This window comes from Rhodococcus sp. SORGH_AS_0303 (assembly GCF_030819335.1).
Classification (GTDB): domain Bacteria; phylum Actinomycetota; class Actinomycetes; order Mycobacteriales; family Mycobacteriaceae; genus Rhodococcoides.
This window is the reverse complement of the sequence record NZ_JAUTBO010000001.1, coordinates 2,807,601-2,834,595: the sequence shown is the minus strand read 5'-3', so window position 1 is coordinate 2,834,595 and position 26,995 is coordinate 2,807,601. Positions and strand designations below refer to the sequence as shown.

Sequence of the window (26,995 nt, the reverse complement as noted above, 5' to 3'; positions counted from 1 at the left end):
ATGATGCAATGCGCCTCATGAACGACGACGGCGCGGGCACCACCGGAGACGCGGCTGTCACCCGTGGCGGTATCCGGCTGGTGCGCCGGACGCACCGTGTCGCGCAGGTGCGCACGTGGCCGCAGGAGTGTGCGCCGCTGGTCGCGCCGAGTGAGCCCGGCGACTCCCGGCCGTGGCAGGTTCTGGGCGGTCCGGGCACCGGGAAGACCGCGCTCGTGGCCGATGTGGCGGTGGCGCGGATGACGGCGCCGGGAAGCGATCCGGAGTCGGTCCTGGTGCTCACGCACTCGCGTCAGGCGGCCGTCGACATGCGCGAGCAGATCACCGCCGGGCTGTTGGGCGTGTCCTCCGAGCCCCGCGCGACACGCGAGCCACTCGTACGCACGGTGCACTCGTACGCCTTCGCCGTGCTGCGGTTGCAGGCGTCCGCCTACGGCAATCCGCCGCCGCGTCTCCTCACCAACGCGGAGCAGGACTCCGTGATCCGCGAGATGCTCCGCGGTGAGATCGCGGACGGCGCCGCCCGGTGGCCGGAGCGCGTGCGCCCGGCGCTCGGACTGGTGGGCTTCGCGTCCGAGCTCCGTGATCTCGTCCTGCGCGCCGCGGAACGCGGGCTCGGTCCGGAGGACCTGATCGCGTGGGGGCGGAAGCACTCTCGGCCCGAGTGGGTAGCTGCGGGCAAGTTCGCCGCACAGTACGAACAGGCGATGTTGCTTCGAGGATCGGTCGGCGTCGAGACTCCGGAGGCCACGTCGCCCGGGCTGGACGCGGCCGAGCTCGTGGGTGCAGCGCTCACGGCGTTCGCGACGGATCCGGACCTGCTCGTCTCCGAACGTCGCCGCATCCGCCACGTGCTGGTGGACGATGCCCAGCACCTCGATCCGCAGGCGGCCCAGCTGGTGCGGCTGCTCTCCGCCGGTGCGTCGTCCACCGTCGTCGCCGGCGATCCCGATCAGGCGGTCTTCTCCTTCCGCGGCGCGGACGCGCACTTCCTCACCGATCTGGACGACGGGCACGGTGGTCGTCGTGTCGTGTTGTCCCGCAACCACCGTTCGGACTCCGGTGTCGGCTCGGTGCAGCGGGCGATCACCGCGCACCTGTCCGGTCGGGTCGCACACCGTGTCGGCACGCAGTTCCGCGACGACAGGGCGGAGGACGAACACCCGTCGGCCGAGGAGGAGACCCGCGCGGTTCCGCCGGTGCGGGTGGTCGTCGCGTCCTCGACGGCGAAGGAGGCCACCGCCATCGCCGACACGTTCCGCCGCGCGCATCTCGCCGACGGCGTGCCCTGGTCGGAGATGGCCGTCGTCGTCCGCTCCGTTCCGCGGTCGCTGCCGTCCCTGCGTCGCGCGCTGCACGCCGCGGGGGTGCCGGTGGTGTCGTCCGCCACGGCCGTGCCCCTGCATCGGCACCGTGGTGCGGCTGCCCTGCTGCTCGCGATGCGTGCGGTCGCCGCTGCCCGGTGCGCGCCCGAGCGGTCGGCGGCGGTGTTCTCCGACGACGCTGCGTTGGCATTGCTCGAAGGTCCCATCGGAGGGGCGGATCCGCTCGCCGTCCGCAGACTGCGTCGCGGGCTACGGCGGGGCGATGTGGCCGAGGGCGGCGAGCGGGACTCGTCCGTGCTGCTGCGCGCCGCGATGATCGGCTCCTCGGTCGACCCGCTCGTCGCACGTCTGTCCGACGTCGAGAAGGCACCGCTCACCCGCGTCCGTGCCGTGGTCACGGCCATCGCGAAGGCGGTGGGCCCGGCCGGTCGTCGCGTCGAGGACGCACTCTGGGCCGGGTGGCGTGCCACCAGGCTCGAACGCCGGTGGGTGGCGTCGTCCGCCCGGGGTGGGCCTCTCGGCGTGCAGGCAGATCGGGATCTGGACAGCGTCGTCGCGCTGTTCGACGCCGCGGCCGCGTACGTCGACGCACTCCCGCGCGGCACCCTGGAGGGGTTCGTCGAGTACGTCACCGACCAGGAGGTTCCCGTGGGCGACGGGCGGCGTCCCGCGATCGTTCCCGACGCGGTGCGGATTCTGAGTGCCCATGCCGCGGTCGGGCGCGAGTGGGACGTCGTCGCGGTGGCGGGCGTACAGGAGGGACTGTGGCCCGCGCTGCGCCCGCGCGGATCGCTGCTCGGGGTCGAGGCCCTGGTGGATCTCGCCGCGGGTGTCTCCGACGGCGATCGCGAGTTGGACGATCGGGTCTCGCGGACCGCACCGTTGCTCGCGGAGGAACGTCGCCTGTTCCTGGTGGCGTGCAGCCGCGCACGGTCGAGCCTGCTCGTCACCGCCGTCGACTCGGTGACCGGTGGCGCGGACACCGTGCGGTCGAGGTTCGTGGACGACCTGCTCGCGTCCGATGCCGTGCGGTACTCGGACGTCGAGGAGAGCGACTCCGGCGCCGGCCCCACCGCGCCTCTCGGCCGGGTGCTCGCGTTGCCCGCTCTGGTCGCCGAGCTGCGTGCGGTCGTGTGCGACCGTCGTGTCGCGGAGAACGACCCCGACCGCCATGCGCGCGCCGCACGGCACCTGGCGCGACTGGCGAGGGAAGGGGTGCGCGGCGCCCACCCGGACGAGTGGTACGGGCTGTCCGGAACCAGTACCGAGATGCCGCTGTGGGATCCGGCGGACGGGCCGGTGTCGTTGTCGCCGTCCACGGTCGAGGTGCTCACCGCGTGCCCGCTGCGGTGGGCTCTCGAACGCAACGGGGGCACCGACGGCGACACCGTGCACGCGGTCACCGGAACGCTGGTGCACACGCTGGTGCAGGCAGTGGCCGGTCGGGTGCCGCCGGACGAGGTGCGCAGAGAGCTGGAGAAAGCTTGGGTGGCAGTCGATCTCGGGTCTGCGTGGTTCTCGCGCAAGGAGCTCGCACGTACCGCCACCATGATCGAGACGTTCCAGGAGTGGATGTCACGCTCACGCGGCGAGCTGACGGAGGCCGGTGTCGAGGTGCCGGTGGACGGGGTGTTGGAACCGCGCACGCCGGACGAGCCCGCCGTCGCGCTGCGCGGACGGATCGATCGGCTCGAACGTGACCCCGACGGACGACCCGTGGTCGTCGACGTCAAGACCGGTAAGAACGCGGCGACGGCCGCGGCGACGGCCGAGCACGCGCAGCTCGCGACGTATCAGGTGGCACTCGCCGCCGGTGCGGTCGAGGGCGAACCGGCCGGCAGTCCCGGCGGCGGGCGGTTGGTCTACGTCGCCAAGCCGCACACCAGGACCGGTGCCACCGAACGAGCGCAGGCAGCACTCACGGGGGAAACCCTCGAGCAGTGGCGCACCGTCGTCGTCGACGCGGCGCGTGCCACGCGGGGCCCGGTGTTCGAGGCTCGCGTCAACGACGGCTGTCGGCACTGCCCGATAGCGTCGTCCTGCCCGGCACAGGACAGAGGCAGGCAGGTGACCGAAGGATGAGAGACGTGGCCCGAGTGAGCCCCGCCGAGGTCGCCGTCGCTCTCGGCCAGTTCCCGCCCACCGACGAGCAGTCGGAGATCATCGCGGCTCCGCGCGGTCCGTTGCTGGTCGTCGCCGGCGCCGGCGCCGGCAAGACGGAGACCATGGCGGCGCGAGTGGTCTGGATGGTGGCCAACGGTCTGGTCCGGCCGGAGGAGGTGCTGGGCCTGACCTTCACGCGCAAGGCCGCCCAGCAGCTCACCACGCGCATTCGCCAACGGCTGGCCCGATTGGCCGGGTCCGACCTGCTGCGGCGTCTCGATGCGTCCGGTGAGCTGCGGCGCACCGTCCTGTCGGGCGAGCCCGAGGTGAGCACGTACCACTCGTACGCGGGCCGACTACTCCAACGCCACGGCATGGTGCTGCCGCTCGAACCGTCCACGACCCTCGTGTCGGAGACCGAGCTGTGGCAGCTGGCCCACCGCGTGGTGGCCGCATGGGACGGCGACGTCCCACTGGACCGGGCACCGGCGTCGATCACGGAATCCGTGCTCGCCCTGTCCGGTCAGCTCGCCGAGCACCTGGTCGAACCGGGCGACCTGGGAGAGGCCCACACAGAGCTCGAGAAGCTGATCCACCATCTGCCACCGGGCCCGAAGCAGAAGAGCGGCGGTCCCACCAAGGACCTGCTGGGCATACTGCAGGTGCAGGAACACCGGCTCGATCTGCTGCCCCTGGTGGCGCGGCTCCACGAGGTCATGACCCGTGACGGACTGCTCGACTTCGGGCGGCAGATGTCCCTGGCCGCCCGTGTCGCGGCGGACCACCCGGACGTGGGCCGCGACGAGCGCACGCGGTGCCGGCTGGTGCTGCTGGACGAGTACCAGGACACCGGTCACGCGCAGCGCGTCCTGCTGTCCTCGCTGTTCGGGGGTGGCCGTGACTCCACTCTGACGGTGACGGCCGTCGGCGACCCGATGCAGTCGATCTACGGCTGGCGCGGTGCGTCCGCCGCCAACCTGCCCCGGTTCGGTACCGACTTCCCACGCTCGGCGCGCTACCCGGCCCCGGTGCGTCAGTTGTCGACCAGCTGGCGCAACCCGCCCGAGGCGCTCGTGCTGGCCAATGCGGTGGCTGCCCCGTTGCGCATGCGCGGTGTCGCGGTGGACGAGTTGCGCGCGCGTCCCGGTGCGGTGCCCGGCGATGTCCGGCTCGCGCTGACCACCACGGTGGACGACGAGCGCCGGTGGATCGCCGAGGCGATCGCGCGGGAGTACCGCACGGCGCGGGAGGACGGGCGCACTCCGCCCACCGCGGCGGTCCTGGTGCGGCGCAACGCCGATGCGGGGCCGATGGCCGAGGTTCTGCGCGGCGCAGGCCTGCCGGTCGAGGTCGTCGGACTCGGTGGGCTGCTCCGGACGCCCGAGGTCGCCGACCTCGTGGCGATGCTGCGGCTGGTGAGCGACCCGCTGGCCGGCAGCGCCGCCATGCGCGTTCTCACCGGCTCGCGCTGGCAACTGGGTGCCGCCGATCTGCGTGCCCTGTGGAGGCGAGCGCGGGAGATCGCGGCGCACACCGGCCGCGGGCGGACGGGCACGGTCACCGACGCCGAGGAGTTGGGGCGCGCGCTCGAGGACGGCATGCCCGGGGAGCGATCGGAACAGTCCGGGCTGGTGGACGCCCTGGCGGATCCGGGCGACCCGTCGCGCTACTCCGAGGCGGGACATCGGCGCATCCTCGCCCTCGGCGGGGAACTGCAGTCACTGCGCCACCGGCTCGGTCAGCCACTTCCCGATCTGGTCGCCGACGTCGAGCGAGTGCTCGGGATCGACGTGGAGGCGGGGGCGCGTCGTCCGTCGGGGGACGCGGGCGGGCGCGAGCATCTCGACGCCTTCGCCGAGGTGGTCGCCGAGTACGGCGATCAGCAAACGGCGACTCTCACCGGACTGCTGTCCTTCCTGTCCGCCGCCGAGTCCGTGGAGGACGGCCTCGCGCCCGGCGAGGTCGACGTCGACCCGCACCGGGTGCAGGTGCTCACCGTGCACTCCGCGAAGGGTCTGGAGTGGGAGGTCGTGGCGGTACCGCACGTCTGCGAGAGCGTGTTCCCGTCCACCAGGTCGTCCGCGTCCTGGTTGGGCTCGGTGGCCGAGCTACCGCCGTCCCTGCGCGGTGACAGGGCGATTCCGGGTGACGACGCCGGGGGCGTCCCCGTTCTCGATCTCGAGGGCGCGACTCACCGCGGCGACATCGCCGACGCCGTCGCCGAACACAAGGCTGCGCTCGCACGTCGCCGACTCGACGAGGACCGACGGTTGTTCTACGTCGCCCTCACGCGCACCGAGCGGGTGTTGCTGGTCTCGGCGCACCACTGGGCTCCCGGCGCCTCGTCGCCGAAGGGTCCCTCGTCGTTCCTCGCCGAACTGCACGGCCTCGTCGAGACCACCTCGGCGATCGGCGGCGCGGAGATCGGGACCGTGCAGCACTGGGAACCCACTCCGCCGGACGGAGCCGACAACCCCTACGCGACAGTCGAACTGACGGCACTCTGGCCGGCCGATCCGCTGGGTGCCCGCCGTGAGGACGTGATCATGGGGTCTGCAGCCGTGCGCGCCGCACTCGTCGAGTCGGCATCGGTCGAGGAATCGTCGTCCGAGAATCCGGACGACGACGATCCCGACGGGTGGGCGCGTGACGTCGAACTGCTTCTCGCCGAACGTGATGCGGTGTCGCGGCCGGAAACCGACGTCGTCGTGCCCGACACCATGTCGGTGAGCCAGGTGGTCCACCTCGTCGCGGATCCGGACGCCCTGGCATCGACGCTGCGGCGACCGGTCCCGTTCGCGCCCAACCCCTTGGCGCGTCGCGGCACCGCGTTCCACGCCTGGGTCGAACGACGCTTCGGGGCGACCCGCCTGCTCGACCTGGACGAGCTGCCCGGCGCGGCGGACGGCGCCTCGGCCGCCGACACGGACCTCGAGGAGCTGCAGCGTGCGTTCGACGCGTCACCGTGGGCGTTGCGCAGTCCCGTCGAGGTGGAGGTCCCGTTCGAGACGTCGGTCGGTGGAGTCGTGTTGCGGGGACGGATGGACGCCGTGTTCGCGGACTCCGACGGTGGCTGGACGGTGGTGGACTGGAAGACCGGCGCGCAGCCGACACCGGCCGAGGAACGTGCTGTGGCGATCCAGCTCGCCGCCTACCGGCTCGCCTGGGCGGAGCTGATGTCGGCGACCCGCTCCGAGCCGGTGCCCCTCACCACGGTGCGGGCGGCCTTCCACTACGTGCGATCGGGAATCACCGTCTCTCCGACGGATCTCCCGGACGCGGAACGGTTGGCGGAGATCATCTCCACGGCGGGCGCGGACCCGGCGACGTGATCAGCGCGCGTCGCGGTACACCTTCCAGGACTGCGTGATCAGCGGGATCTGCAGCGGCAGTCGAGCCACGACCCCCACCTTCATCGCGGTCGAGGTCTTCTCGCTCTGCAACCACGACGCGGCCATCTGCAGGTTGGCCGGGAACACGGCCACGAAGAAGGCGGCGGCCGCGGCGCCGGTCAGGCGACGAGTGCGGGGAACGATCAGTCCGGCCGCCAGTCCGAGCTCCGCCACTCCCGACACGTACGTGTACGTCCGCGGTGATCCGGGGAGCACGTGCGGCACCTGGGAATCGAACGGCGCCGGTGTGACGAAGTGCAGGACACCGGCTCCGCCGAGGAGGACCGCGAGTCGCTGCGCCGCCCTGTCCGCCGCCCGTCGGCGCGACGGGAGTCGAACGGAATCGAGCAGCGGCAGGGTGCGGAGCGTCATGGTCGCAGCCTGCACCATCGTCTGCTCGTTGCCAACAGGACGGTGGAGCACCGGAGTTCTGCAGCGACTGATGGGGGTCGGCGGCTCGATGCTCCGATACAGTCACGGCAGCCGACGAGGCGGATCGACGACCACGAGCGACGGACGAGGACCACATTCATGGCAGGACGGTTGCGGAATCGGCTGCTGAACACCGACACCGGACTCACGGATCGCCCCGACTTCGCACTGGTGGGTGTCCTGCGGATCCCGGAGTTCGAGCAGAGCCCCTGGCGGGCGATCTACCAGCGCATCATCATCGCGCTCGCCACGCTCTTCGTGGCCGCCATGGTCGTCTACGTGGACCGGGACGGGTACGCCGACAACCAGGACAATCAGCTGTCCTTCCTCGACGCTTTCTATTACACGACCGTGTCGCTGTCGACCACCGGCTACGGCGACATCGCGCCCATCACCCCGTCCGCGCGCCTGGTGAACATCCTGGTCATCACGCCGCTGCGCGTCTTCTTCCTGATCCTGCTCGTCGGCACCACCCTGTCAGTGCTCACCGAACGTTCGCGCCAGGCGTTCAAGATTCAGCGATGGAGGCGCAACGTGCGCAATCACACCGTGGTCGTCGGGTACGGCACGAAGGGTCGCACCGCGATCGCCGCGATGCTCGGAGACGGGGTGTCGGCCTCGGACATCGTGGTCGTCGACACCGATCAGTCGTCCCTGGACGCGGCGAGCAACCTGGGCCTGGTGACCGTGCAGGGCTCGGCCACCCGGTCGGACGTCCTGCGCCTGACCGGTGCTCAGTACGCCGCGTCGATCATCGTCGCGACCAACCGGGACGACACCGCCGTGCTGGTGACGCTCACGGCGCGGGAGATCGCGCCCAAGGCGAAGATCGTGGCCGCGGTGCGCGAGGCGGAGAACGTGCATCTCCTGCGCCAGTCGGGCGCCGATTCCGTGGTGGTCTCCTCGGAGACCGCCGGGCGACTGCTGGGTATCGCGACGACCACGCCGAGCGTCGTGGAGATGATGGAGGATCTGCTGACCCCCGAGGCGGGCTTCGCGATCGCCGAGCGCGAGGTCGAACGCGACGAGGTCGGCGGATCGCCCCGCCACCTGTCGGACATCGTGCTCGGTGTGGTCCGTGACGGTCGCCTGGTGCGGGTCGGTTCGCCCGAGGTCGATGCGATCGAGGCGGACGACAGACTGCTCTACATCCGACGCGTCTCCAACTGACCAGCCGCACTGCGGTGCACCGGATCTGCCGCCGTCGGACCCGGTCAGTAGGGTCGTGACGTGTCCTTCCGACTTCTGTCCGAGCCCATGCTCTCGCGTTCCCCGATCGACCGCGCCGAGGAATTGCGTCGCGATTACGCGGCACTCGCCGCAGGGTGGCCCACCGCACGGCTGTTGCGCGTGGACAGTCAGGGTCGCGTGCCGGTCGAGGACGGTCGAGTGGCGCTCGTACCGGCCGTCGACACGGCGGACTCGCCGCCGGAGGACGCGGTGTTCCTGGGAGTCGTCGACGACCACCACGTCTGGGCGGTCTCCGTCTCCGCACTCACCGGCGAGGTGACGGATCTGCGGTCGTTCGGCGACGTCCTCACGGAGTCGTCGGCGGGGCTGGTCGTGACGGCGGTGGCGTTGTTGAACTGGCACCGGTCAGCGGCGTTCAGTGCGCGCGACGGATCACCGACCGTGCTCTCGTCGGCGGGGTGGTCCCGCACCAGCACCCTCACGGGCCACGAGGAGTGGCCTCGGTCCGACCCGGCGATCATCGTCCTCGTGCACGACGGGGCGGACCGCGTCCTCCTCGCACGCCAGCCGATGTGGCCGGAGCGTCGGATGTCGGTGCTCGCCGGTTTCGTGGAGGCGGGGGAGTCGCTCGAGACGTGCGTGAGCCGCGAGGTGGGCGAGGAGGTCGGTCTCGACGTGTTTGACATCACCTATCTCGGCAGTCAACCCTGGCCGTTCCCGCGCTCGGTGATGATCGGGTTCGCGGCGCGCGCGAACGCCTCACAACCGCTGTCGTTCAACGACGGTGAGATCGCGGAGGCGCGATGGTTCACCCGTGACGAGGTGCGCACCGCCCTCGCCGCCGGGGACTGGAGCGCCTCGGAGGACGCTCCGCTCCTGCTTCCGGGAAGCATCTCCATCGCCCGCGCGATGGTGGAGTCGTGGGCGGCGCTCGAGTCCTGACGAACGCGAGCGCCCACGCCTCAGTTCAGGCCGATGGCCTTCTTGACCTGCGCGAGGCTGGGGTTGGTCGCAGTGGAACCGTCGGCGTACTTCAGAGTCGGCACGACGTGGTTTCCGTTGTTGACGCTCCCGACGAACTCGGCGGACGCGGGATCCTTCTCGATGTCGATCTCCGTGTAGGCGATGCCGTTCTCGTCGAGCTGCGTCTTGAGACGTCGGCAGTAGCCGCACCAGGTCGTCGAGTACATCGTCACTGCGGGCACGTGGGCTGTGTCTTTCTGCTGTGCTGTGGTCACGCAACTCTCAACGCGGAGTCATCGACGGTTGTTCCGATCGGGCGGTGGGCGCGCCGGCGGTGTCGGTGCGGGCTGACATGATGGCCACGTGAACGACAGGGATGCGGTGGAGGGTCTCGACCCCGAACAGTCGGCCGCCGTGCTCGCTCCGCGAGGCCCCGTGTGTGTGCTCGCGGGTGCAGGAACCGGCAAGACCAGGACGATCACCCGTCGCATCGCCCACCTCGTCGCGGACGGGCACGTCAAGCCGAGTCAGGTCCTCGCCGTCACGTTCACCGCGCGGGCTGCGGGGGAGATGCGCGAACGGCTCCGCGTCCTCGGTATCCGGGGGCAGTCGTCCGACGGGCAGGTGCAGGCGCGCACGTTCCATGCCGCCGCGATGCGGCAGCTCAAGTACTTCTGGCCGCAGGTCGTGGGAAACACGGACTGGCGTCTGCTGGATCGCAAGTTCGGCGTCGTCGGGCAGGCCGCCTCCGCTGCCGGCGTCTCGACGTCCACCGACAGTGTCCGCGACCTGGCGGGTGAGATCGAGTGGGCCAAGGCCTCGCTGATCGCGCCCGAGGACTATCCGGCCGCCGCCGCACGGCTGCACCGCGACACGCCGACCGACGCGGATCGTGTCGCCGCGGTCTACGAGGGTTACGAGGAACTCAAGAACCGCGATCCCGATGCTGTGCTCCTCGACTTCGACGATCTGCTGCTGCACACGGCGGCGGCGCTCGAGAACAGCCCGTCCGTCGCACAGGAGTTCCGCGAGCGGTACCGGTGCTTCGTCGTCGACGAGTACCAGGACGTCACTCCACTGCAGCAGCGTGTGTTGGACGCCTGGCTGGGCGATCGGGACGACCTGACGGTGGTCGGCGACGCCAACCAGACCATCTACTCCTTCACCGGGGCCACACCGCGGTTCCTGCTCGACTTCTCGCGGCGGTTCCCGGAGGCGACGGTGGTGCGCCTGGAGCGCGACTACCGGTCCACGCCGGAGGTCGTCGGGCTCGCCAACAAGGTCATCGGCGCGGCGAAGGGGCGCATCGCGGGGACACGGCTCCAGCTCATCGGACAGCGCGCGGCGGGACCGGACCCCACCTTCGTGGAGTACGACGACGAGGTGTCCGAGGCAGCGGGAGTCGCGCGCACCGTTCAACGGTTGATCCGTACCGGCACGGCGCCGTCCGAGATCGCTGTGCTCTATCGCATCAACGCTCATTCCGAGGCGCACGAGAAGGCGCTGACGGATCTGGCAATTCCGTATCAGATCCGCGGCGGCGAGAGCTTCTTCCAGCGGCAGGACGTCCGGTCGGCCGTCGCCGCCGTTCGATCGAGCGCCGCCCGGGACGACCTGCCGTCCGACGCACGCAGCGGGGCCGGCCTGCCGCGGCTCGTGGAGGCGGTGCTGGCTCCACTGGGACTGTCGGCGACGGAACCCAACGGTGCTCAGGCGCGGGAGAAGTGGGCTGCGTTGCGGGCTCTCGTCGCGCTGACCGAGGATCTCGTCGTCCAGGTACCCGATCTCGATCTCGAGGGACTGGTGCGTGAGTTCGCGATGCGCGCGGAGGCTCGGCACCCTCCGGTGGTGGAGGGGGTGACGCTGGCGTCACTGCACGCCGCCAAGGGACTCGAATGGGACGCGGTCTTCCTCGTCGGTCTCACCGACGGCACGCTGCCCATCAGTCACGCTCTGGGAGACAACAACTCGTCGCCCGACGAGGCCGCGGTGGAGGAGGAGCGTCGCCTGTTGTACGTGGGTGTGACGCGCGCCAGGGAGCACCTCGAACTGTCCTGGGCGCTGGCCCGTAACGAGGGCGGTCGCAAGTCGCGTCGGCGTTCGCGGTTCCTGGTCGACCTGGTTCCCGAGTCGTCGCCCGCATCGCGCATCGCCGCACCCACCGTCCACAAGAAGCGGCCGGTCTGCCGTGTGTGCGGCAAGCCCGTCATCGGCACGGTGGCCACCATGCTCGGCCGGTGTGAGAACTGCCCGTCCGACGTCGACATCGCTCTGCTCGAATCCCTGCGGACCTGGCGGTCGGAGACGTCGAAGGCGCTCAAGGTTCCTGCCTACGTGGTCTTCAGCGACAACACGCTGACCGCCATCGCGGAGCAACGGCCACGCGACGATCGCGGGCTCGTCGCGATCCCGGGTATCGGGGCGAAGAAGCTCGAGCGGTTCGGAGCCGACGTCCTGGCGCTCGTCGACGCCCGTCTCTCCGCCACCGAGTGAGCGCATCTCCGCAGGTCGAAAAAGGGTTGTGCGGTCTGAGGCAGCCGTTTACTGTGTATTTCGTACCGCGCGCCCCGTGAGGGTTTCCGGTGCGTGACCTGCTCGATTCCGACTCGCCGCCGAAGGAGGTGTCACCCGTGGAGATCTACACCACCGCAGCGCTTCTGCAGCAGAAGTCTGCCGTCTGCAGCACCGGCATGGACAAAGCCGGCGCAGGCGCAGTCGCCGAAGCAATCGCACTGAGCACGACCGGTTTCGGAGTGGCACCCTTGCCGCGCCGTCACCGCGAGCACTGGGCGCATCGCGCATCCGTGGGCACCGGAGTCGATCGGGACATCACTCGATAGGCACCGCACAGCATTCCTTCGTCGAAGGCCACGGATTCGCACCTGCGAACCGTGGCCTTCGTCGTGGGACACCCCTCGACGCCGTTCACGGATCTCGCCAGATCTGTCGAGTTCGACACCACCGTGAAACGCAGCAGAAGAGGAGAACGACGTGTCACCCGCCACCACCCGGACGACATGCCGCACCGACGACACCACGACCGACCGGTCCGTGGCCGCCATCGACGACTTCGTCGCAGATCAGTTGCCGTGCCGCCGAGCCGATCCGGATCTCTGGTTCGCCGAGTCGCCCGACCGTCTCGAACGCGCCAAGCAGCTGTGCGCACACTGCCCCATCAGGTCGGGGTGCCTCGACGCGGCGCTCGATCGTGCCGAGCCGTGGGGAGTGTGGGGCGGCGAGATCTTCGATCAGGGAGTCGTCATCGCGCGCAAGCGGTCTCGCGGCCGTCCCCGCAAGTACCCGGTCACACCCGCACCGTCCGTCGTCTGTGCTTGACGGTCGGTGCGGGTGTCGCCCGGCTACTCGGCGAACCCGGGCATCCACTCGGTGAGAATCGCCATGTACGGAGCATTCGCGTCGAGCTGGGCGCAGATGCCCACCGATCCCAGGAGAACGCGGAAGATCACCGCGTACCGCGGCGGCAGATTGAGGGACCGGGCCGTACGGAACTGCGGACCGTTGAAGTCCGCGGCCTTGCCTGCCGTGCCCTGCAGCCACTTTCGAGTGAAGTGGAACGACTCGGTCTTGATCGGATCGGTGAAGGGGCGGAGATAGTCGGCGATCTCCTGCTCGGTGACCTCGCGGCCGGGAATCACGAATCCCGTCTCGCGCAGCAGTTCCGTCAGCTCGTCGAACTCCTCGTCGCGCGAGAGTCGCACCATCCGACCGAGTTCCGGGGGCAGACCGTCGGGGAGAGTGAGGCACGCACCGAAGTCGATGACGCCGAGCCTGCCGTCGGCGAGCAATTTGAAGTTGCCGGGGTGCGGATCGCCGTGGATGCGGCGGACGCGCTCCGCCGATTCGAAGTGGAAGCGGGCCAGGTTCTCGCCGGCGGTGTTGCGCTGCTCCGCGGTTCCGGTGGCGATGACGGAGGAGAGTGACGTTCCTTCCATCCACTCCGTGATGACCACCTTGGGAGCACTCGCCACGACACGAGGCACGGCGAATCTCTCGTCCCCGTCGTAGACCGCGGCGAACGCACGCTGGTTCTCGCCTTCGATCCGGTAGTCGAGTTCCTCCTCCGTGCGCGCCGACATCTCGTCGAGGACGGCCTTCACGTCGGTACCCGGCACGATGGTGCCGAGGATGCCGACGAAACGCGACAGCGTCTTGAGGTCGGCCTTCAGTGCCTCGTCCGCACCCGGGTACTGGATCTTGACCGCCACGTCGCGACCGTCGGACCAGGTCGCTCTGTGCACCTGCCCGATGGAGGCCGACGCGGTGGCCGTGTCGTCGAAGTCGGAGATGCGCGAGCGCCACCCGGTGCCGAGCTGTTGATCCATCACCCGGTGGACCGTCGCGATCGGCATCGGGGGCGCCTCGGCCTGCAGCTTGGTCAGCGCCTCGCGGTAGGGCTCTGCCATCTCCTCGGGTACGGCCGCCTCCATGACGCTGAGAGCCTGCCCCAACTTCATCGCTCCGCCCTTGAGTTCGCCGAGGACGGCGAACATCTGCTGGGCGGCCTTGGCGCTGAGTTCGGCGTCGATCTCCGCACGATTTCCGCCCGCGAGTTTGCGTCCGAAGCCCATCGCTGCGCGGCCTGCCATCCCGAGGGGGATGCTGGCCAGCTTGGCTGTCCGGGCGGAACTGCTGCGGGGGATGTCGGGCATGACTCCATCATGTCTGACGATCGGCCGACGCGCCGCGACGGCCGAGACCCGGCCGCGCATCCGTGACACGTCACACCGTCCGTCACCGACGAGCGCAGGTGCACAACAGGTGACGCGGCCATCGTCGACGGCGGGTGGCCGCGGCGACGAGGTCCACCTCCAGGCTGTGCCCGACGGTCATCGGTGCGGGCGAGTCCGCGTGTGCGTCGAGGAACTCGGTGACCTGTGCGACCGCGAACGCCGCGGTGGCGGCGATGGTGGCGCCGCTCGCGGACCCGACGGTGCCGAGTAGCTGCGCGGCGAGGTGCGGCCATTCCCGGTCGTAGTCGCACCGCGTCAGCTCGACGCACTCGAGGCAGGGCGTGTGTCCGGGCAGGACGAGCGGACCCACCACGCCGACGCCGTCGCGCAGCCGCACGGGAAGGTGCGGGATGCCGTCGTCCATGAGCACCCGGGAGACCTCGGGGGCACAGAGCACGGTGTCCGCCACGACCACGCAGTCGACGTCCGCGTGTCTGTGGGGGAGCGACACGTGCCGGCGCTGGACGCGGCCCGTCGGGGACAACCCGATGGACACCGCATCCGACAGGGGACCGCGTCCCAGAACGAGGACCGTGCGGACGGCGGACGACCGCGGACGACGACGTCCGAGCACGCCCAGTCGTTCGAGTTCGGCCTGCACCGCGGTGAGCACTGCCGCGTCCACGCCGAGTTCGGCTGCACGCCAGTACACGTCGGGTATCGACCGTCGTCCGTCCAGGAGACGCAGCACCGAGGCCATGACGGCCGGCGTCACGCCGTCCGGCGGGGTGAGGACCACCCGGCGCTCGGGATGCCAGCCGACCTGCAGCCGACCGTCTCGGCGCACGAGGAGCGTGACCGACTCGGCCAGGTGCGGGAGGCCGTCCCGGTCGGCGCGCGTGCGGGCGATCTCGGGCGAGCTCGCGTGGCGTGTCTCCGTCATCCGCAGACGATGGCACGCCCCACACTGCGGACGGGGGTGTCTCGGGCCGTTTGTCCACAGGCGTACGACGCTCAGAGCTGCGACGCAGTCACGCGGGCGCCGGGAAGTCCCAGGTCGGCGGAATCAGACGGGGGCGGGGCCCTCGTCGTCTCCCTCGGCCTTCTTCTCGGCCGCGCGCTTGCGCTCGAACTCCTCGAGCTGCGCGATGGGGTCGTCGAAGGACCCGGTGTCCCCGCCCACGATGCGATCGATGAAGGACGACGAGTCGTCGAGGTCCGCGGTGTCGGGCAGCAGATCGGGGTGGGCCCACACACCGTCGCGGCCGTCGATACCCGCAGCGTCGGTCAGTCGACGCCACAGATCGGCTGCTTCACGCACCTTGCGCGGCCGCAATTCGAGGCCGATGAGCGTCGCGAAGGTCTGCTCGGCCGGGCCGCCGGACGCGCGACGGCGCCGCATCGTCTCCGACAGCGCGGACGCTCCCGGCAGCCGCTCGCCCAGAGCGGTGGTCACCACCGTGTCCACCCACCCCTCGACGAGGGCCAGCAGTGTCTCGAGGCGCTCCAGGGCCGCCTTCTGCTCCGGGGTCGTCTGCGGCTCGAACGCACCCTGCTGCAGGATCTTCTCCAGCTGGCTCGGGTCGGTGAGCGCGGACGGATCGATACCGCGGGCCGCCTCCTCGATGGCACCGAAGTCCATCCGAATGCCGCGCGCGTACTCCTCGACGGTGGCCAGAACGCGCTGACGCAGCCACGGCACGTGCGAGTAGAGACGGTGGTGGGCGACCTCTCGCGCGGCCAGGAACACCAGCACCTCGCGCTCGGGCAGCTCGGTGCCCTCGCTGAACACCGCGACGGCGTCGGGAAGCAGCGCCGCAGTGTCCGAGGGGCCGAGCGGCAGGCCGATGTCGGTCGAGGTGAGGACCTCCTTGGCCAGCTGGCCCAATGCCTGGCCCAGCTGGGAGCCGAACGCCATGCCGCCCATCTGACCGAGCATGCCGATCATCGGACCGACCATCTGTTGCGCCTCCGGCGGCAACGCGGAGGTCCACATGCCGGAGATCTGCTCGGCGACGGGATCGCACAACCGCTTCCACGTGTCGAGCGTGTTGTCCAACCATTCCTGCGGAGTCCACGCCTCGGTGCGCACCGCGCCGGCCGGGAGGATGGTGGCCTCGTTCAGCCACTGCTCCGCCAGGTGCGCCGCGTCGACGACGGCGGACTTCGATCCCTCCCGCACGGGGGTGGTGGACCCGATCTGCTGGAGGGCCAGCTTCTTCGCCAGGTCGTAGTTCACCGGTCCGGACGTGGCACCGGAACCCATCCCGCTGAACATCTGACCCATCTGCGTGAACATCTGGCCGAGCGCCGCCGGATCGAAACCCTCGGCGCCGAAACCGAATCCGCCGGCACCACCTCCGGGCGTGCCGGAGCCGCCGCTCGACCCCTCGTTCTTGTCCGGGTCGTCGTCGGAATTGGAGAATCCGAAAGGCGTGTTGGTCATGGTTCAACGGTACAAGCCGAACACGGGTTCGGCGGCGATGCCGCGTGCGCCGAGCGCGAACACAGCGACGCCACGGGCGACGTCGACGCGTCTCCCCGACAGCGCTGACGGTGTCGTTCTCTACTGTGGTGACGTGAATCGAAGGATCGCGACGCTCCTGGTCGCTCTGTTGCCGGTGGTCGTCCTCGGAGTTCTGGGATCTGCGGTCACCGTTCCGTTCGCGGCCCTCGGGCCCGGACCGACGTTCGACACCCTCGGTGAGGTGGACGGCAAGCCCGTCGTCGACGTCCAGGGCACCGACGTCGATCGGCCGTCCGGCCACCTGAACATGACGACCGTGGCGGTGCGGGACGAGTTGACGGTGTTCGACGCCCTCGGCCTCTGGCTCAGCGGCAGGCAGGGGCTGGTCCCGCGCGACGAGATCTACCCGCCCGATCGCAGCCGAGAAGAGGTCGAGAACGCCAACCAGGCCGACTTCGCGGAATCCGAGGACAGTGCGGAACTCGCAGCCCTGGATCACCTCGGACTGCCCACGGTGCTCACGGTCGCGCAGATCGGCGACGACAGCCCCGCGGCGGGCGTCCTCGAGGAGGGTGACCGAGTGACCGCGATCGACGGCGCGCCCGTGTCCACTGTGGCCGACGTCCAGAAGGCTGTCGGTGCCGTGAATCCCGGCTGGACCATCTCGGTGGACGTCACGCGGGACGGCGCGACGACGACGGAGAACGTCACCGTCGCCGCCCGTCCGGACGACGCCGAGCGCGGCTATCTCGGCATCACCCCGGAGGAGACACCGGACGTGCCGTTCACCGTGGAGTTCAATCTCGCCGACGTCGGCGGCCCGTCCGCCGGACTGATGTTCTCGCTGGCGGTGGTGGACAAGCTCAGTCCCGGCGACCTCAGCGGCGGTGCCTTCGTCGCCGGCACGGGAACGATCGACGCCGACGGCGCTGTGGGTCCCATCGGCGGCATCCCGTACAAGTTGGTCGCCGCACGCGAGGCCGGCGCGACGATCTTCCTCGTTCCCGCGGACAACTGCGCCGAGGCGGCGCCGCGGACGCCGGAGGGGCTACGCCTGGTGAAGGTCACGAGCCTGGACGATGCGATCGGGTCGCTCGACGCTCTGGCCGGTGGGGGAGACGCCCCGTCCTGCTCGTGACGATCCGGGTGCGAACGTCAGTAGTCCTCGTCCTCGGGATCCGCGTCGAGCGTGGCGTGCAGCGCCGCGACGACGTTCGGCGCCAGGTTCTCGTAGGTCAGTAGATCCGGCGCCTCGTCGAAACTGCTGTCGTCCTCGTTCTCGGGACGCAGCTGCAGCAGGGCGATGGACGGACCGTCCCGAAGTACGGCGACGATGAGCCGCCCGTCGCGCCGGTCGGGGTGCTCCTCGGCCGTGAGGCGCGCGGCCTGGTCCGCCGCGTCGCGATCCGCCAGGAGCGGAGCGAGGGCGCTGTCGAGATCCGATTCGGCCTCGGGCGGCAGAACGACGATCTCCTCGACCAGTGCGCACCCGGCGACCGAGGCCGGCCAGGTGGTCGTGCCGAGGAACTCGTCGAGCGCGTGCGATCCGCCCGCGACGTCGGCGGGCAGCCGCTCCTGGGCGACAGGGGTCAGGTCGGCGCCGTCCTCGAGCTGGTCGAGCAGGCTAGGCTCCGCGGCCGCCAGATCCTCGGTCGGGACCAACGCGAACAACTGAGGCCCCTGGTCCCACCCGCCGGCGTCCACGTAGTCGACGACCTCGCGCACGCAGCGGGCGAGGGCGCGTTCGGCGCGGGCGTCCCCGGATTCGGGATCGAACCACTCGCTCCCGGTCACGATGCATCCTCGTTGTCACTCACCGCTCCATCCTCGCATCGAGGGCTAGAGTCGTGGACGTCGCCACGGCGGGACACTCCGCGTTCGAGGGTGTCCGTACAGTGGTCGAAAACGGACATGTGGTGTCGTCACGGTGGTGTCACGAGGCGACGGCGCGCGAGATCTTGGAGTGTGGCACGTGGGCATGAGGCCCCCAACCGGTTTACCGTCGTTGTCGAGACGGAGCCGTACGTTACTGGTCCTGGCGTTGGTTCTGGCCGCGCTGTTGCTCATCGGTCCCCGGTTGGTGGACACGTACACGGACTGGTTGTGGTTCGGGGAGGTCGGCTTCCGCAACGTCTTCACGACGGTGCTCCTCACTCGCGTGATCACGTTCCTCGTCGTCGCTCTGCTGGTGGGCGGCACGGTGTTCGGTGCTCTCACCGTCGCCTACCGGTCGCGTCCGGTCTTCGTACCCACGGCCGGACCGAACGATCCCATCGCTCGCTACCGCACCACCGTCATGTCGCGTCTGCGCGTGTTCAGTATCGGCATCCCGGTCGTCATCGGCCTGCTCTCCGGCCTTGTCGCACAAGGCAACTGGGTCACGGTGCAGATGTTCCTGCACGGTGGATCCTTCGGCGTGCAGGATCCGCAGTTCAACCTGGACGTCGGCTTCTACGCCTTCGATCTGCCGTTCTACCGGTCGATCCTCAACTGGCTCTTCGTCGCCGTCGTCATCGCCTTCTTCGCGGCACTGGTCACGCACTACATCTTCGGCGGCCTGCGCCTCAGCGGCCGCGAGGGTGCGCTGACCAAGTCGGCGCGCATCCAGTTGGCCGTGCTCGCCGGCACCTTCGTCGTCCTCAAGGCGGTGGCGTACTGGTTCGATCGTTACGCACTCTTGTCGAGCAGCCGTAAGGAGCCCACGTTCACGGGCCCCGGCTTCACCGACATCAACGCCGTCCTGCCCGCGAAGCTCATCCTGCTGGCCATCGCTGTCATCTGTGCGGGTGCCTTCTTCGCGGCGATCTTCCTGCGCGATCTGCGGATCCCGGCACTCGCCACTGCGCTTCTCGTCCTGTCGTCGATTCTCGTCGGCGCCGTCTGGCCGTTGGTCGTCGAGCAGTTCTCGGTGCGACCCAACGCTGCAGACAAGGAGCGGGCGTACATCGAACGGAACATCGAGGCCACCCGAGCCGCCTACGGCATCACGGACGACACCGTGACCTACGAGGACTACACGGGCGTCGGTTCCGCATCGCCTCGGGACGTCCCCGCGGACCAGACCACCATCGCCAACACCCGTCTGCTCGATCCGAACGTGCTCTCGCGCACCTTCACCCAGCAGCAGCAGCTCAAGAACTTCTACGGGTTCCCGTCCACGTTGGACGTCGACCGCTACGAGATCGACGGGCAGCTCCAGGACTACATCGTCGCGGCGCGTGAGCTGTCCCCCAACAGCCTCACCGGTAACCAGACCGACTGGATCAACCGCCACACGGTGTACACGCACGGCAACGGTTTCGTGGCGGCCCCGGCCAACCGCGTGAACGCCGCCGTGCAGGACGCGACGAGCACCGAGTCGAACAGCAACTCCGGGTACCCGATCTACACCGTCAGCGACCTCGCGTCGCAGGCCGCGGACGACCAGGTCATTCCGGTGGAGCAGCCCCGCATCTACTACGGCGAGGTCATCGCGTCGTCCAACCCCGACTACGCCATCGTTGGTGGCAGCGAAGGCTCGGACGGCCGCGAGTACGACACCGACACCTCGCGCTACACCTACACCGGTTCGGGTGGCGTCGGCATCGGCAACTGGTTCAACCGGTTGGCGTTCGCGGCGAAGTACACCGAACGCAACATCCTCTTCTCGGGCGCCATCGGCGACGACTCGAAGATCATCTTCAACCGCGATCCTCGTGAGCGCGTGCAGAAGGTCGCACCGTGGCTGACCGCGGACGGCAACTCCTACCCGGCCGTGGTCGGTGGAAAGATCGTCTGGATCGTCGACGCGTACACCACGCTGGACCAGTACCCCTACGCGCAGCGCAGTTCGCTCGAGGGACTGGTGCAGGACAGCATCGACGCCAACACCGGTCGACTGCTTCCGCGTGACGAGGTGTCCTACATCCGCAACTCGGTCAAGGCCACCGTCGACGCCTACGACGGGTCGGTGAACCTGTACCAGGTGGATGACAACGATCCCGTCCTCGCCGCGTGGATGGGCGCGTTCCCGGGTGCGGTCCAGCCCGAGTCGGCGATCTCCGACGAACTGCGTCAGCACTTCCGCTACCCCGAGGACCTGTTCAAGGTCCAGCGCGAGATGCTCGCCAAGTACCACGTCAACGATCCCGGCGAGTTCTTCACCAACAACGCGTTCTGGTCGGTCCCCAGCGACCCGACCGTCGAGGGTGGCACCAACCTCAACCAGCCGCCGTACTACGTCCTGATCGGTGATCCGGACACGGGCCAGCCGTCGTTCAGGTTGACCAGTGCGATGGTGGGCTTCAACCGAGAGCTGTTGTCCGCGTACATCTCCGTGCGCTCCGATCCGGAGGGTTACGGCGAGTTCACGGTGCTGCAGTTGCCCACCGACACGCAGACTCAGGGTCCGCAGCAGGCGCAGAACTCGATGACGTCGGACACCCGTGTGGCGTCGGACCGAACGCTGCTGCAGCAGTCCAACAGGATCCAGTACGGCAACCTGCTGACACTGCCCATCGCCAACGGCGGAATCCTGTACGTCGAGCCGCTGTACACCGAGCGCAACACGACGAACACCTCAACGTTCCCGCAGTTGTCCCGCGTACTCGTGAGCTATCGCGAGCCGGGTGCGGGCGGGGGTGTCCGCGTCGGGTACGCGGCGACGCTGGCCGAGGCACTGGACCAGGTGTTCGGCTCGGGTACGGGCAGCGTGGCGACCGCGCCGGGCGGTGAGGCGACAGAGCCGCAGCCGGACAACGGCTCGTCGACCGGCACCACCCCGGCACCCACCGAGGGGTCTGCCACCACGCCTCCGTCCACGTCGGCCGCACCCGCTGCGCCCGTCGACCGGACGGCGGCGGTGAACAACCTCAACAGTGCGCTGGCAGCAGTGCGGACCGCGCAGCAGTCGGGTGACTTCGCCCAGCTCGGTACCGCGTTCGACAACCTGCAGCGCGCGATCGACCAGTACAACAGCACCGGCGGTTAGTCGGCTCTGCACCACGCGACGCCCCGCCCTCGATTCACGAGGGCGGGGCGTCGCTGTGTGGCGGCTTGGCTGCGCGCGCACCCTGTTGTGGTCGCCGCGCACTCTTTCCAGTCGGCTGTTGGGGGTGTGCGGTGCGCGGAGGGGGTATGTGCTCCCCGTGCAGTGCCGGTGCGCGGCGGCTCGGCGAGGGCGCGCCGCCCGATCCGGCCGAGCGCACACCTGTTGTGGTGGCCGCACACCCTTTCTAGTCGGCTGCTGGGGGTGTGCGGTGCGCGGAGGGGGTGTGCACACCCCGTGCAGTGCCGGTGCGTGGTGGCGCGACAGCACGCACCCACCGCACACGACGAAGCGGGCGCACCCGGTGATCGGGTGCGCCCGCTTCGGACGTTCGAGAGGATGCTCTAGCGAGCGAGTCCCGCGAGGACGCCGGAGTTGGCGGCCACGAAGTCCTGGTACTGCTGGCCGACGCCGTACTGCTGGGCCAGTGCTGCGCCCTGCTCGACGACGGACTGCACGGGTGCCGGTGCGGCGGGTGCAGCAGGCGCGGGAGCGGGTGCCGGTGCGGGCGCCTCGGCGACCGACGTGGTGCCCGACGAGAGGTACTGGCCGCAGGTGGGCCATGCGCCGACGCCCTGGGTCGCGAGAACGTTCTCGGCGACGCGGATCTGCTCGGCCTTGGAGGCGCTGGACGCGGTGCCGGAGCCGCCGTTGGCCGCCCAGGTGCTCTGCGAGAACTGCAGGCCACCGTAGTAGCCGTTGCCGGTGTTGATGCCCCAGTTGCCGCCGCTCTCGCACTGTGCGACGCCGTCCCAGTTGTGGGCGGGTGCTGCGGAGGCGGTTCCGGTGCTCAGGACGAGCGGTGCGGCGACGACGGCGCCGGTGACGGCGGCCCATCCGAGCGCGCGGGTGGTGAAGTTACGTGCAGTGGTCATGCGGGGTAGATCCTCTCAGCGCTGGTCGACGTGAGCGCGCAGGCGAGTGACGCCTGCATTCGCTCGAATCCCTGCCCCCATCGAGTCGGGTCTCCGATCCCGCGGGGCAGAAGAATCCAGCGGCGGGTCGGCCTGGCCCTTGTTTCGGGCCGAGCGCGACGGTAACGAAACAATCACGAGCCGTCACCCGGCCCTCTGGTGAGGTCGGAAACGGGCGAGATGGTGGGTTCGTGACATCTCTGCAGGTCATGACGGATGACAACCGTCTCGTGTCCTCTTCGTGACCCCATCGTTATGTGAGGGGGAACACGGGTGAAAAGAGACCGCGGTCACCCTCCGAGGCTCGATCTCGTTGCTCAGCAGGCGATTTGCAATTCACCGACGCCGTCCGGTAACTTCTTGTTCAGCAAGAACGCAGTACAGCTTGCACCGCAGACGGAGCCGAAAGGTTCTCGATGCTGACGCGGGGTGGAGCAGCTCGGTAGCTCGCTGGGCTCATAACCCAGAGGTCGCAGGTTCAAATCCTGTCCCCGCTACCACCACGAAAGGCCCGACAGTCTCAGACTGTCGGGCCTTTCGCGTTGCCGCGGGCACCGGCGTCGACTCGATCGGATCAGAGCGACGTCGGTGCCTCGTGCTCAGTGAGAGATGTCTGGATCCGCCGACGTCATGCCCGTGCTGGGCGCGTCGTTCTCGTCGACGTCCCCGCCGGCGTCCGTACGGTCCCCCGAGTCGTCCGTCCCGTCCAGATCGACGGCGTCCGCACCCTCGAGGTGGGTGAGGCCCACCTCGGCCTCCGCGACGAGGCCCTTGGCTTTGTCCTCGATCTTCTTCGCCCAGTCCGACATGGCAGTCTCCCTCGTGTTCGCCGTGCTTCGTCCGTTCCAGCTTGCCAGAACAGCAGAAAGGCCCGGCACATGTGCCGGGCCTTTCTCAGGGTCGTGTGACCGTCACTTCAGCTCGGCGGACGTCTTCCCGAGCACGCGGCGAGCCACGATCAGCTGCTGGATCTGCTGGGTGCCCTCGAAGATGTCGAGGATCTTCGAGTCGCGTGACCACTTCTCGAGCAGCAGGTGCTCGGAGAAGCCGAGCGTGCCGGCCAGTTCCACCGCCTTGAGCGTGATGTCGGTGGCGCTACGGCCTGCCTTCGCCTTGGACATCGACGCCTGCAGCGAGTTGGGCTCCTTGTTGTCCGCCATCCACGCAGCGCGGAGAGCGAGCAGGTAAGCAGCCTCCCAGTCGGCCTCGAGCCGGATGTACTCCGCAGCAGCGGCCGACTGGCTGTAGGTGGCAGCGTCGTAATCGATGACCACTCCGGCGTCGGTCAGGATCGACCGGAGCTCCTCGAGCGCTGCACGGGCGACTCCGATGGCCATGCCGGCGACCAGAGGACGGGTGTTGTCGAACGTCTGCATGACGCCGGCGAAGCCCTTGTCCGTGTCGACGTCCGGGGAACCCAGGAGGTTGTCCTTCGGGATGCGGCAGTTGTCGAGGAGCAGGGCTGCGGTGTCGGACGCCTTGATTCCCAGCTTGTGCTCGAGGCGTGCGACGGACAGGCCCGGCGCGTCCCGCGGGACGACGAAGGACTTGATCGCGGCGCGGCCCTTGGTCTTGTCGACGGTGGCCCACACGACGATGTGCGTGGAGCGCTCGCCGGCCGTGACGTAGATCTTCTCGCCGTTCAGGACCCACTCGTCACCGTCGAGTACCGCGGTGGTGCTCACGGCGGCCGAGTCGGAACCGAACGAGGGCTCGGTGATGGCCATCGAGGCCCACACCTTGCCGAAGCGCTCGAGCTGCTCGTCGGTGGCGACGGCGGCGATGGCGGAGTTGCCGAGGCCCTGGTAGGGGATGGACAGGGTCAGACCCACGTCGCCCCAGCAGGTCTCGATGACGTTGACCAGAGCGGACATGTTGCCGCCGTTGGCATTCGCGGTCTTGCTCGGCTTCGGAGCGTCGCCCTTGGCCTCACGGCCGCCCTTGGCGCCGCCGATCTCACCGCCGGCGTCGCTCATGCCCTCGATCATGGCGGCCATGGTGTCGAGCTCGACCGGGTAGGCGTGCTCCGCCAGGTCGTACTTGCGCGACACGGGGCGCATGATCTCGGCCGCGACCTGGTGAGCCTGGTTGGCCGACGCCCTGAGCTTGCGAGGAAGTTCGAGATTGATCATGAGAGTTCCAATCGAAAGGTGGGGTGTCGGATCAGATCAGGACGATGCCCTCGGCAACGCCGACGGCGCGGAGATCGCGGTACCAGCGCTCGACCGGGTGCTCCTTGGTGAAACCGTGTCCGCCGAGAAGCTGGACACCGTCGAGGCCGATCTGCATGCCCTTGTCCGTCGCGAGTCGTCGGGCGAGCGAGGCCTCGCGTGCGAAGGACAGTCCCTGCTCCGCACGGGACGCACCACGCTGGATGACCAGGCGCAGACCGTCGAGCTCGATCGCGATGTTGGCTACCATGAAGGCGACGGCCTGACGGTTGCTGATCGGCTCGCCGAACGCGGTGCGGTCGTTGACGTAGGGGACCACGTAGTCCAGGACGGCCTTCGACGTGCCGGCGGCCATGGACGCCCAGCCGAGACGCGCGAGCCGGATGGCGTCGGTGTAGTCGGACACGTGGGCGTCCGCGTCGCCGTCGCCCAACAGGTTGGCCTCGGGTACGGCGACGCCGTCGAGATGCAGTCGACCGATGCCCGCTGCACGCAGACCCATGCTGGGGTCCGCCTCGACACTCAACCCGGCGCTGTCCGACTCGACGATGAAGAGCGCGGGACGGCCGTCGAGTTCGGCGGCGACGATGAACAGCTCGCAGGCGGCGGCCGACGGCACGAGGCTCTTGACGCCCGTGAGCTTGTAGCCGCTGGGGGAGCGGACCGCCTTGGTCTGCAGCGCGAACGGGTCGAAGAGCGCGCGCGGCTCGTTCACGACTAGAGCCGCACTGGGCACCTTCTCACCCGTGAAGGACGGCAGGTACGTCTTCTGCTGAGTCTCGGTGCCCCACTGCGTGAGCGCCACCGCCACGCCGCTGGGGGCGAGGATCGGCAGGGCCAGGCCCATGTCTCCGTACGCGAGCGCCTCGGCGACGAGGGCGTTGGTGACGGCGCCGCGCTCACTGGCCGCGCCCTCGAGGTTCTCGGGGACGTTGATGAGGGTGATGCCCAGTTCGGCGGCGCGAGCGACGAGGTCGTCCGGCGATGCCGCGGCCTCGTCGGCGTCGTGCGCTGCCGGGCGCATGATCTCCTCGGCGAACTCGAGCACCGTCTCGACGATCATCTTCTGCTCGTCGTCGGGAGTCAGGTCGAAGTAGTCGAGTCCCTTGGTGGAGGACTCGGGCAGACGCTCGGGCTTGCCTCCGCCGGACACCTTGGAGAAGGTCCGGGTGGCGGCACCGAGCGTCTTGAAGCCGGTCTTCGTGCTCTCGTACGTGACACGGTCGATCGTCTGGCGCAGGTTGTACTTCTCGGCCAGGTCGGAGCCGGAGAGCTTGGTGAGCACGCGCATCGCGGTTCCGATGGCGTCGCGTCGGATCGGGTTGAGCCCGACCGCTGACGTGTCGCGCACCGGGCGCCGAGACGCATCGGTCTTGGTCGTGGGGGCGCTGTCGTTCTTCGTCATGATCACCCAGCTGTTCTCGGTGTTCGGTCGTGGACGGGACCTATCTTACTCGCCAGTAAGTTCGGTGTCTACCGTCGAGTAAGGTCGGCGCGTCAGGCGCCCGAGGACGGCGTCGTGCAGAAGCGCGTTCGACGCCACCGCACTGCCTCCGTGCGGCCCCGCCGCACCGTCGAGAGCGGTGAAACGGCCGCCCGCCTCCCGTACCAGCACGTCGAGCGGAGCCAGGTCCCACAGTGATACTTCGGGCTCGGCGGCCACATCGATCGATCCCTCGGCGACCAGGCAGTACGAGAGGAAGTCGCCGTAGCCGCGGACGCGCCACACCTCGTCGGTCAGATCCAGGAAGTTCTCTCGCAGACCGGCGTCCTTCCACCCGCTGAGGCTGGAGAATCCCAGGCTCGCCGAGGACGGAGACGCCACCGACGACACCGACAACCGTCGCGGCTCGCCGGCACCGAAGCGTGCGAACGCTCCCAGCCCGTCGGCCGCCCACCATCGCCGCGCGAGAGCGGGAGCGCTGACCACTCCCACGACCGGCACGCCGTCGGAGAGCAGCGCGACCAGCGTCGCCCAGATCGGCACACCGCGGACGAAGCTCTTGGTGCCGTCGATGGGATCGAGCACCCACTGACGCCCGGAGAGGACGGCGTCGCCGCCGAACTCCTCGCCCAACACCGCATCGCCCGGTCGGACCTCGCCGAGCAGCCGCCGGATCTCGGTCTCGACGGCCAGATCCGCGTCCGAGACGGGTGTGAGATCCGGCTTGTCCTCGATGCGCAGGTCCACGGCCAGGAATCGCGCCGTGGTGATGGCGTCGGCCGCGTCCGCGAGACGGAGGGCGAGGGTGAGATCGTCGGCGAGGTCGGTCACGGCACAGGACGTTACTGCGGTGCGGGCCCGTCGGTCGTTGCCGGT

At 69.4% G+C, this 26,995-nt stretch carries 20 protein-coding genes and 1 tRNA gene; 10 read left to right on the top strand and 11 right to left on the bottom strand.

What is annotated here, in order from left to right; genetic code table 11:
* The first annotated feature begins 17 nt into the window (after positions 1–17).
* Both QE449_RS13310 and QE449_RS13305 read left to right on the top strand, forming a co-directional pair.
* Positions 18–3,407 (top strand): ATP-dependent DNA helicase, encoded by a 3,390-nt coding sequence (locus QE449_RS13310; RefSeq protein WP_307108940.1) that lies wholly within the window; start codon positions 18–20, stop codon positions 3,405–3,407.
* Positions 3,404–6,760 carry an ATP-dependent DNA helicase gene (locus QE449_RS13305; RefSeq protein ID WP_307108939.1) on the top strand — a complete coding sequence of 1,119 codons (3,357 nt, stop codon included), beginning with the start codon at positions 3,404–3,406 and terminating at the stop codon, positions 6,758–6,760. Before QE449_RS13310 ends, QE449_RS13305 begins: the two co-directional genes overlap by 4 nt.
* On the opposite strand, the gene QE449_RS13300 is transcribed toward QE449_RS13305, so the two are convergent.
* A complete protein-coding gene (locus QE449_RS13300; protein ID WP_051613612.1) occupies positions 6,761–7,192 on the bottom strand; it encodes a hypothetical protein in 432 nt (143 codons plus the stop codon). It abuts the gene before it with no gap.
* A gap of 159 nt (positions 7,193–7,351) precedes the next feature.
* On the opposite strand from QE449_RS13300, the gene QE449_RS13295 reads away from it, so the two are divergent.
* Positions 7,352–8,422, top strand: a complete 1,071-nt coding sequence (locus QE449_RS13295) for a TrkA family potassium uptake protein (RefSeq protein WP_027506830.1) — start codon at positions 7,352–7,354, stop codon at positions 8,420–8,422.
* An 87-nt stretch (positions 8,423–8,509) separates the two neighbouring features.
* On the top strand, positions 8,510–9,385 hold the full coding sequence (gene nudC, locus QE449_RS13290) for an NAD(+) diphosphatase (RefSeq protein WP_307109724.1): 876 nt from the start codon (positions 8,510–8,512) through the stop codon (positions 9,383–9,385).
* Positions 9,386–9,405: 20 nt separating this feature from the next.
* Here nudC and QE449_RS13285 read toward each other — a convergent pair whose 3' ends face one another.
* Positions 9,406–9,633, bottom strand: coding sequence for a mycoredoxin (locus QE449_RS13285; protein WP_037186837.1), 228 nt, complete (start codon positions 9,631–9,633; stop codon positions 9,406–9,408).
* Positions 9,634–9,769: 136 nt separating this feature from the next.
* Between QE449_RS13285 and QE449_RS13280 the strand changes: the two genes are divergently transcribed.
* The 3 genes from QE449_RS13280 (at position 9,770) to QE449_RS13270 (ending at position 12,742) form a co-directional block, all read left to right on the top strand.
* Positions 9,770–11,899: an ATP-dependent DNA helicase UvrD2 gene (locus QE449_RS13280; protein ID WP_056695803.1), complete on the top strand. Its 2,130-nt coding sequence runs from the start codon at positions 9,770–9,772 to the stop codon at positions 11,897–11,899.
* 89 nt (positions 11,900–11,988) lie between these two features.
* Complete coding sequence (locus tag QE449_RS13275; protein WP_307108938.1) at positions 11,989–12,246, top strand: hypothetical protein; 258 nt, start codon at positions 11,989–11,991, stop codon at positions 12,244–12,246.
* Positions 12,247–12,397: 151 nt separating this feature from the next.
* Positions 12,398–12,742, top strand: a complete 345-nt coding sequence (locus QE449_RS13270; protein WP_373428296.1) for a WhiB family transcriptional regulator — start codon at positions 12,398–12,400, stop codon at positions 12,740–12,742.
* Between the two features lie 23 nt (positions 12,743–12,765).
* On the opposite strand, the gene QE449_RS13265 is transcribed toward QE449_RS13270, so the two are convergent.
* From QE449_RS13265 to QE449_RS13255, 3 genes are all read right to left on the bottom strand, one after another.
* A complete protein-coding gene (locus QE449_RS13265) occupies positions 12,766–14,076 on the bottom strand; it encodes an AarF/ABC1/UbiB kinase family protein (protein WP_027506825.1) in 1,311 nt (436 codons plus the stop codon).
* 82 nt (positions 14,077–14,158) lie between these two features.
* Complete coding sequence (locus tag QE449_RS13260) at positions 14,159–15,040, bottom strand: hypothetical protein (RefSeq protein WP_222627077.1); 882 nt, start codon at positions 15,038–15,040, stop codon at positions 14,159–14,161.
* 123 nt (positions 15,041–15,163) lie between these two features.
* The gene (locus QE449_RS13255; RefSeq protein WP_027506823.1) at positions 15,164–16,543 is read right to left on the bottom strand and encodes a zinc-dependent metalloprotease; all 1,380 of its coding nucleotides are present in this window, start codon (positions 16,541–16,543) and stop codon (positions 15,164–15,166) included.
* Positions 16,544–16,676: 133 nt separating this feature from the next.
* Between QE449_RS13255 and QE449_RS13250 the strand changes: the two genes are divergently transcribed.
* Positions 16,677–17,702 carry a PDZ domain-containing protein gene (locus QE449_RS13250; protein ID WP_307108937.1) on the top strand — a complete coding sequence of 342 codons (1,026 nt, stop codon included), beginning with the start codon at positions 16,677–16,679 and terminating at the stop codon, positions 17,700–17,702.
* A 17-nt stretch (positions 17,703–17,719) separates the two neighbouring features.
* On the opposite strand, the gene QE449_RS13245 is transcribed toward QE449_RS13250, so the two are convergent.
* Entirely contained in the window at positions 17,720–18,358 is a 639-nt protein-coding gene (locus QE449_RS13245; protein ID WP_307108936.1) for a PPA1309 family protein, read from the bottom strand.
* Positions 18,359–18,536: 178 nt separating this feature from the next.
* Between QE449_RS13245 and QE449_RS13240 the strand changes: the two genes are divergently transcribed.
* A complete protein-coding gene (locus QE449_RS13240) occupies positions 18,537–21,533 on the top strand; it encodes a UPF0182 family protein (protein ID WP_307108935.1) in 2,997 nt (998 codons plus the stop codon).
* A gap of 401 nt (positions 21,534–21,934) precedes the next feature.
* Here the strand turns inward: QE449_RS13240 and QE449_RS13235 are convergent, their stop codons facing one another.
* On the bottom strand, positions 21,935–22,465 hold the full coding sequence (locus tag QE449_RS13235; RefSeq protein WP_222628530.1) for a transglycosylase family protein: 531 nt from the start codon (positions 22,463–22,465) through the stop codon (positions 21,935–21,937).
* A gap of 462 nt (positions 22,466–22,927) precedes the next feature.
* Between QE449_RS13235 and QE449_RS13230 the strand changes: the two genes are divergently transcribed.
* Positions 22,928–23,004 (top strand) — tRNA-Met (locus tag QE449_RS13230).
* A gap of 99 nt (positions 23,005–23,103) precedes the next feature.
* On the opposite strand, the gene QE449_RS13225 is transcribed toward QE449_RS13230, so the two are convergent.
* From QE449_RS13225 to QE449_RS13210, 4 genes are all read right to left on the bottom strand, one after another.
* Entirely contained in the window at positions 23,104–23,313 is a 210-nt protein-coding gene (locus QE449_RS13225) for a hypothetical protein (RefSeq protein WP_307108934.1), read from the bottom strand.
* Between the two features lie 102 nt (positions 23,314–23,415).
* Positions 23,416–24,636, bottom strand: a complete 1,221-nt coding sequence (locus QE449_RS13220; protein ID WP_056447862.1) for an acyl-CoA dehydrogenase family protein — start codon at positions 24,634–24,636, stop codon at positions 23,416–23,418.
* Positions 24,637–24,667: 31 nt separating this feature from the next.
* Positions 24,668–26,086, bottom strand: coding sequence for an acyl-CoA dehydrogenase family protein (locus QE449_RS13215; protein WP_027506817.1), 1,419 nt, complete (start codon positions 26,084–26,086; stop codon positions 24,668–24,670).
* 39 nt (positions 26,087–26,125) lie between these two features.
* Positions 26,126–26,950 carry an inositol monophosphatase family protein gene (locus tag QE449_RS13210; protein ID WP_051613595.1) on the bottom strand — a complete coding sequence of 275 codons (825 nt, stop codon included), beginning with the start codon at positions 26,948–26,950 and terminating at the stop codon, positions 26,126–26,128.
* Between the last annotated feature and the right edge of the window lie 45 nt (positions 26,951–26,995).

What these genes read in the sequence shown, in the direction of transcription:
- QE449_RS13310 (WP_307108940.1), top strand. Translation starts at nt 18, where the DNA reads ATGAACGACGACGGCGCGGGCACCACCGGAGACGCGGCTGTCACCCGT.
- QE449_RS13305 (WP_307108939.1), top strand. Translation starts at nt 3,404, where the DNA reads ATGAGAGACGTGGCCCGAGTGAGCCCCGCCGAGGTCGCCGTCGCTCTC.
- QE449_RS13300 (WP_051613612.1), bottom strand. Translation starts at nt 7,192, where the DNA reads ATGACGCTCCGCACCCTGCCGCTGCTCGATTCCGTTCGACTCCCGTCG.
- QE449_RS13295 (WP_027506830.1), top strand. Translation starts at nt 7,352, where the DNA reads ATGGCAGGACGGTTGCGGAATCGGCTGCTGAACACCGACACCGGACTC.
- nudC (WP_307109724.1), top strand. Translation starts at nt 8,510, where the DNA reads ATGCTCTCGCGTTCCCCGATCGACCGCGCCGAGGAATTGCGTCGCGAT.
- QE449_RS13285 (WP_037186837.1), bottom strand. Translation starts at nt 9,633, where the DNA reads ATGTACTCGACGACCTGGTGCGGCTACTGCCGACGTCTCAAGACGCAG.
- QE449_RS13265 (WP_027506825.1), bottom strand. Translation starts at nt 14,076, where the DNA reads ATGCCCGACATCCCCCGCAGCAGTTCCGCCCGGACAGCCAAGCTGGCC.
- QE449_RS13260 (WP_222627077.1), bottom strand. Translation starts at nt 15,040, where the DNA reads ATGACGGAGACACGCCACGCGAGCTCGCCCGAGATCGCCCGCACGCGC.
- QE449_RS13255 (WP_027506823.1), bottom strand. Translation starts at nt 16,543, where the DNA reads ATGACCAACACGCCTTTCGGATTCTCCAATTCCGACGACGACCCGGAC.
- QE449_RS13235 (WP_222628530.1), bottom strand. Translation starts at nt 22,465, where the DNA reads ATGACCACTGCACGTAACTTCACCACCCGCGCGCTCGGATGGGCCGCC.
- QE449_RS13225 (WP_307108934.1), bottom strand. Translation starts at nt 23,313, where the DNA reads ATGTCGGACTGGGCGAAGAAGATCGAGGACAAAGCCAAGGGCCTCGTC.
- QE449_RS13220 (WP_056447862.1), bottom strand. Translation starts at nt 24,636, where the DNA reads ATGATCAATCTCGAACTTCCTCGCAAGCTCAGGGCGTCGGCCAACCAG.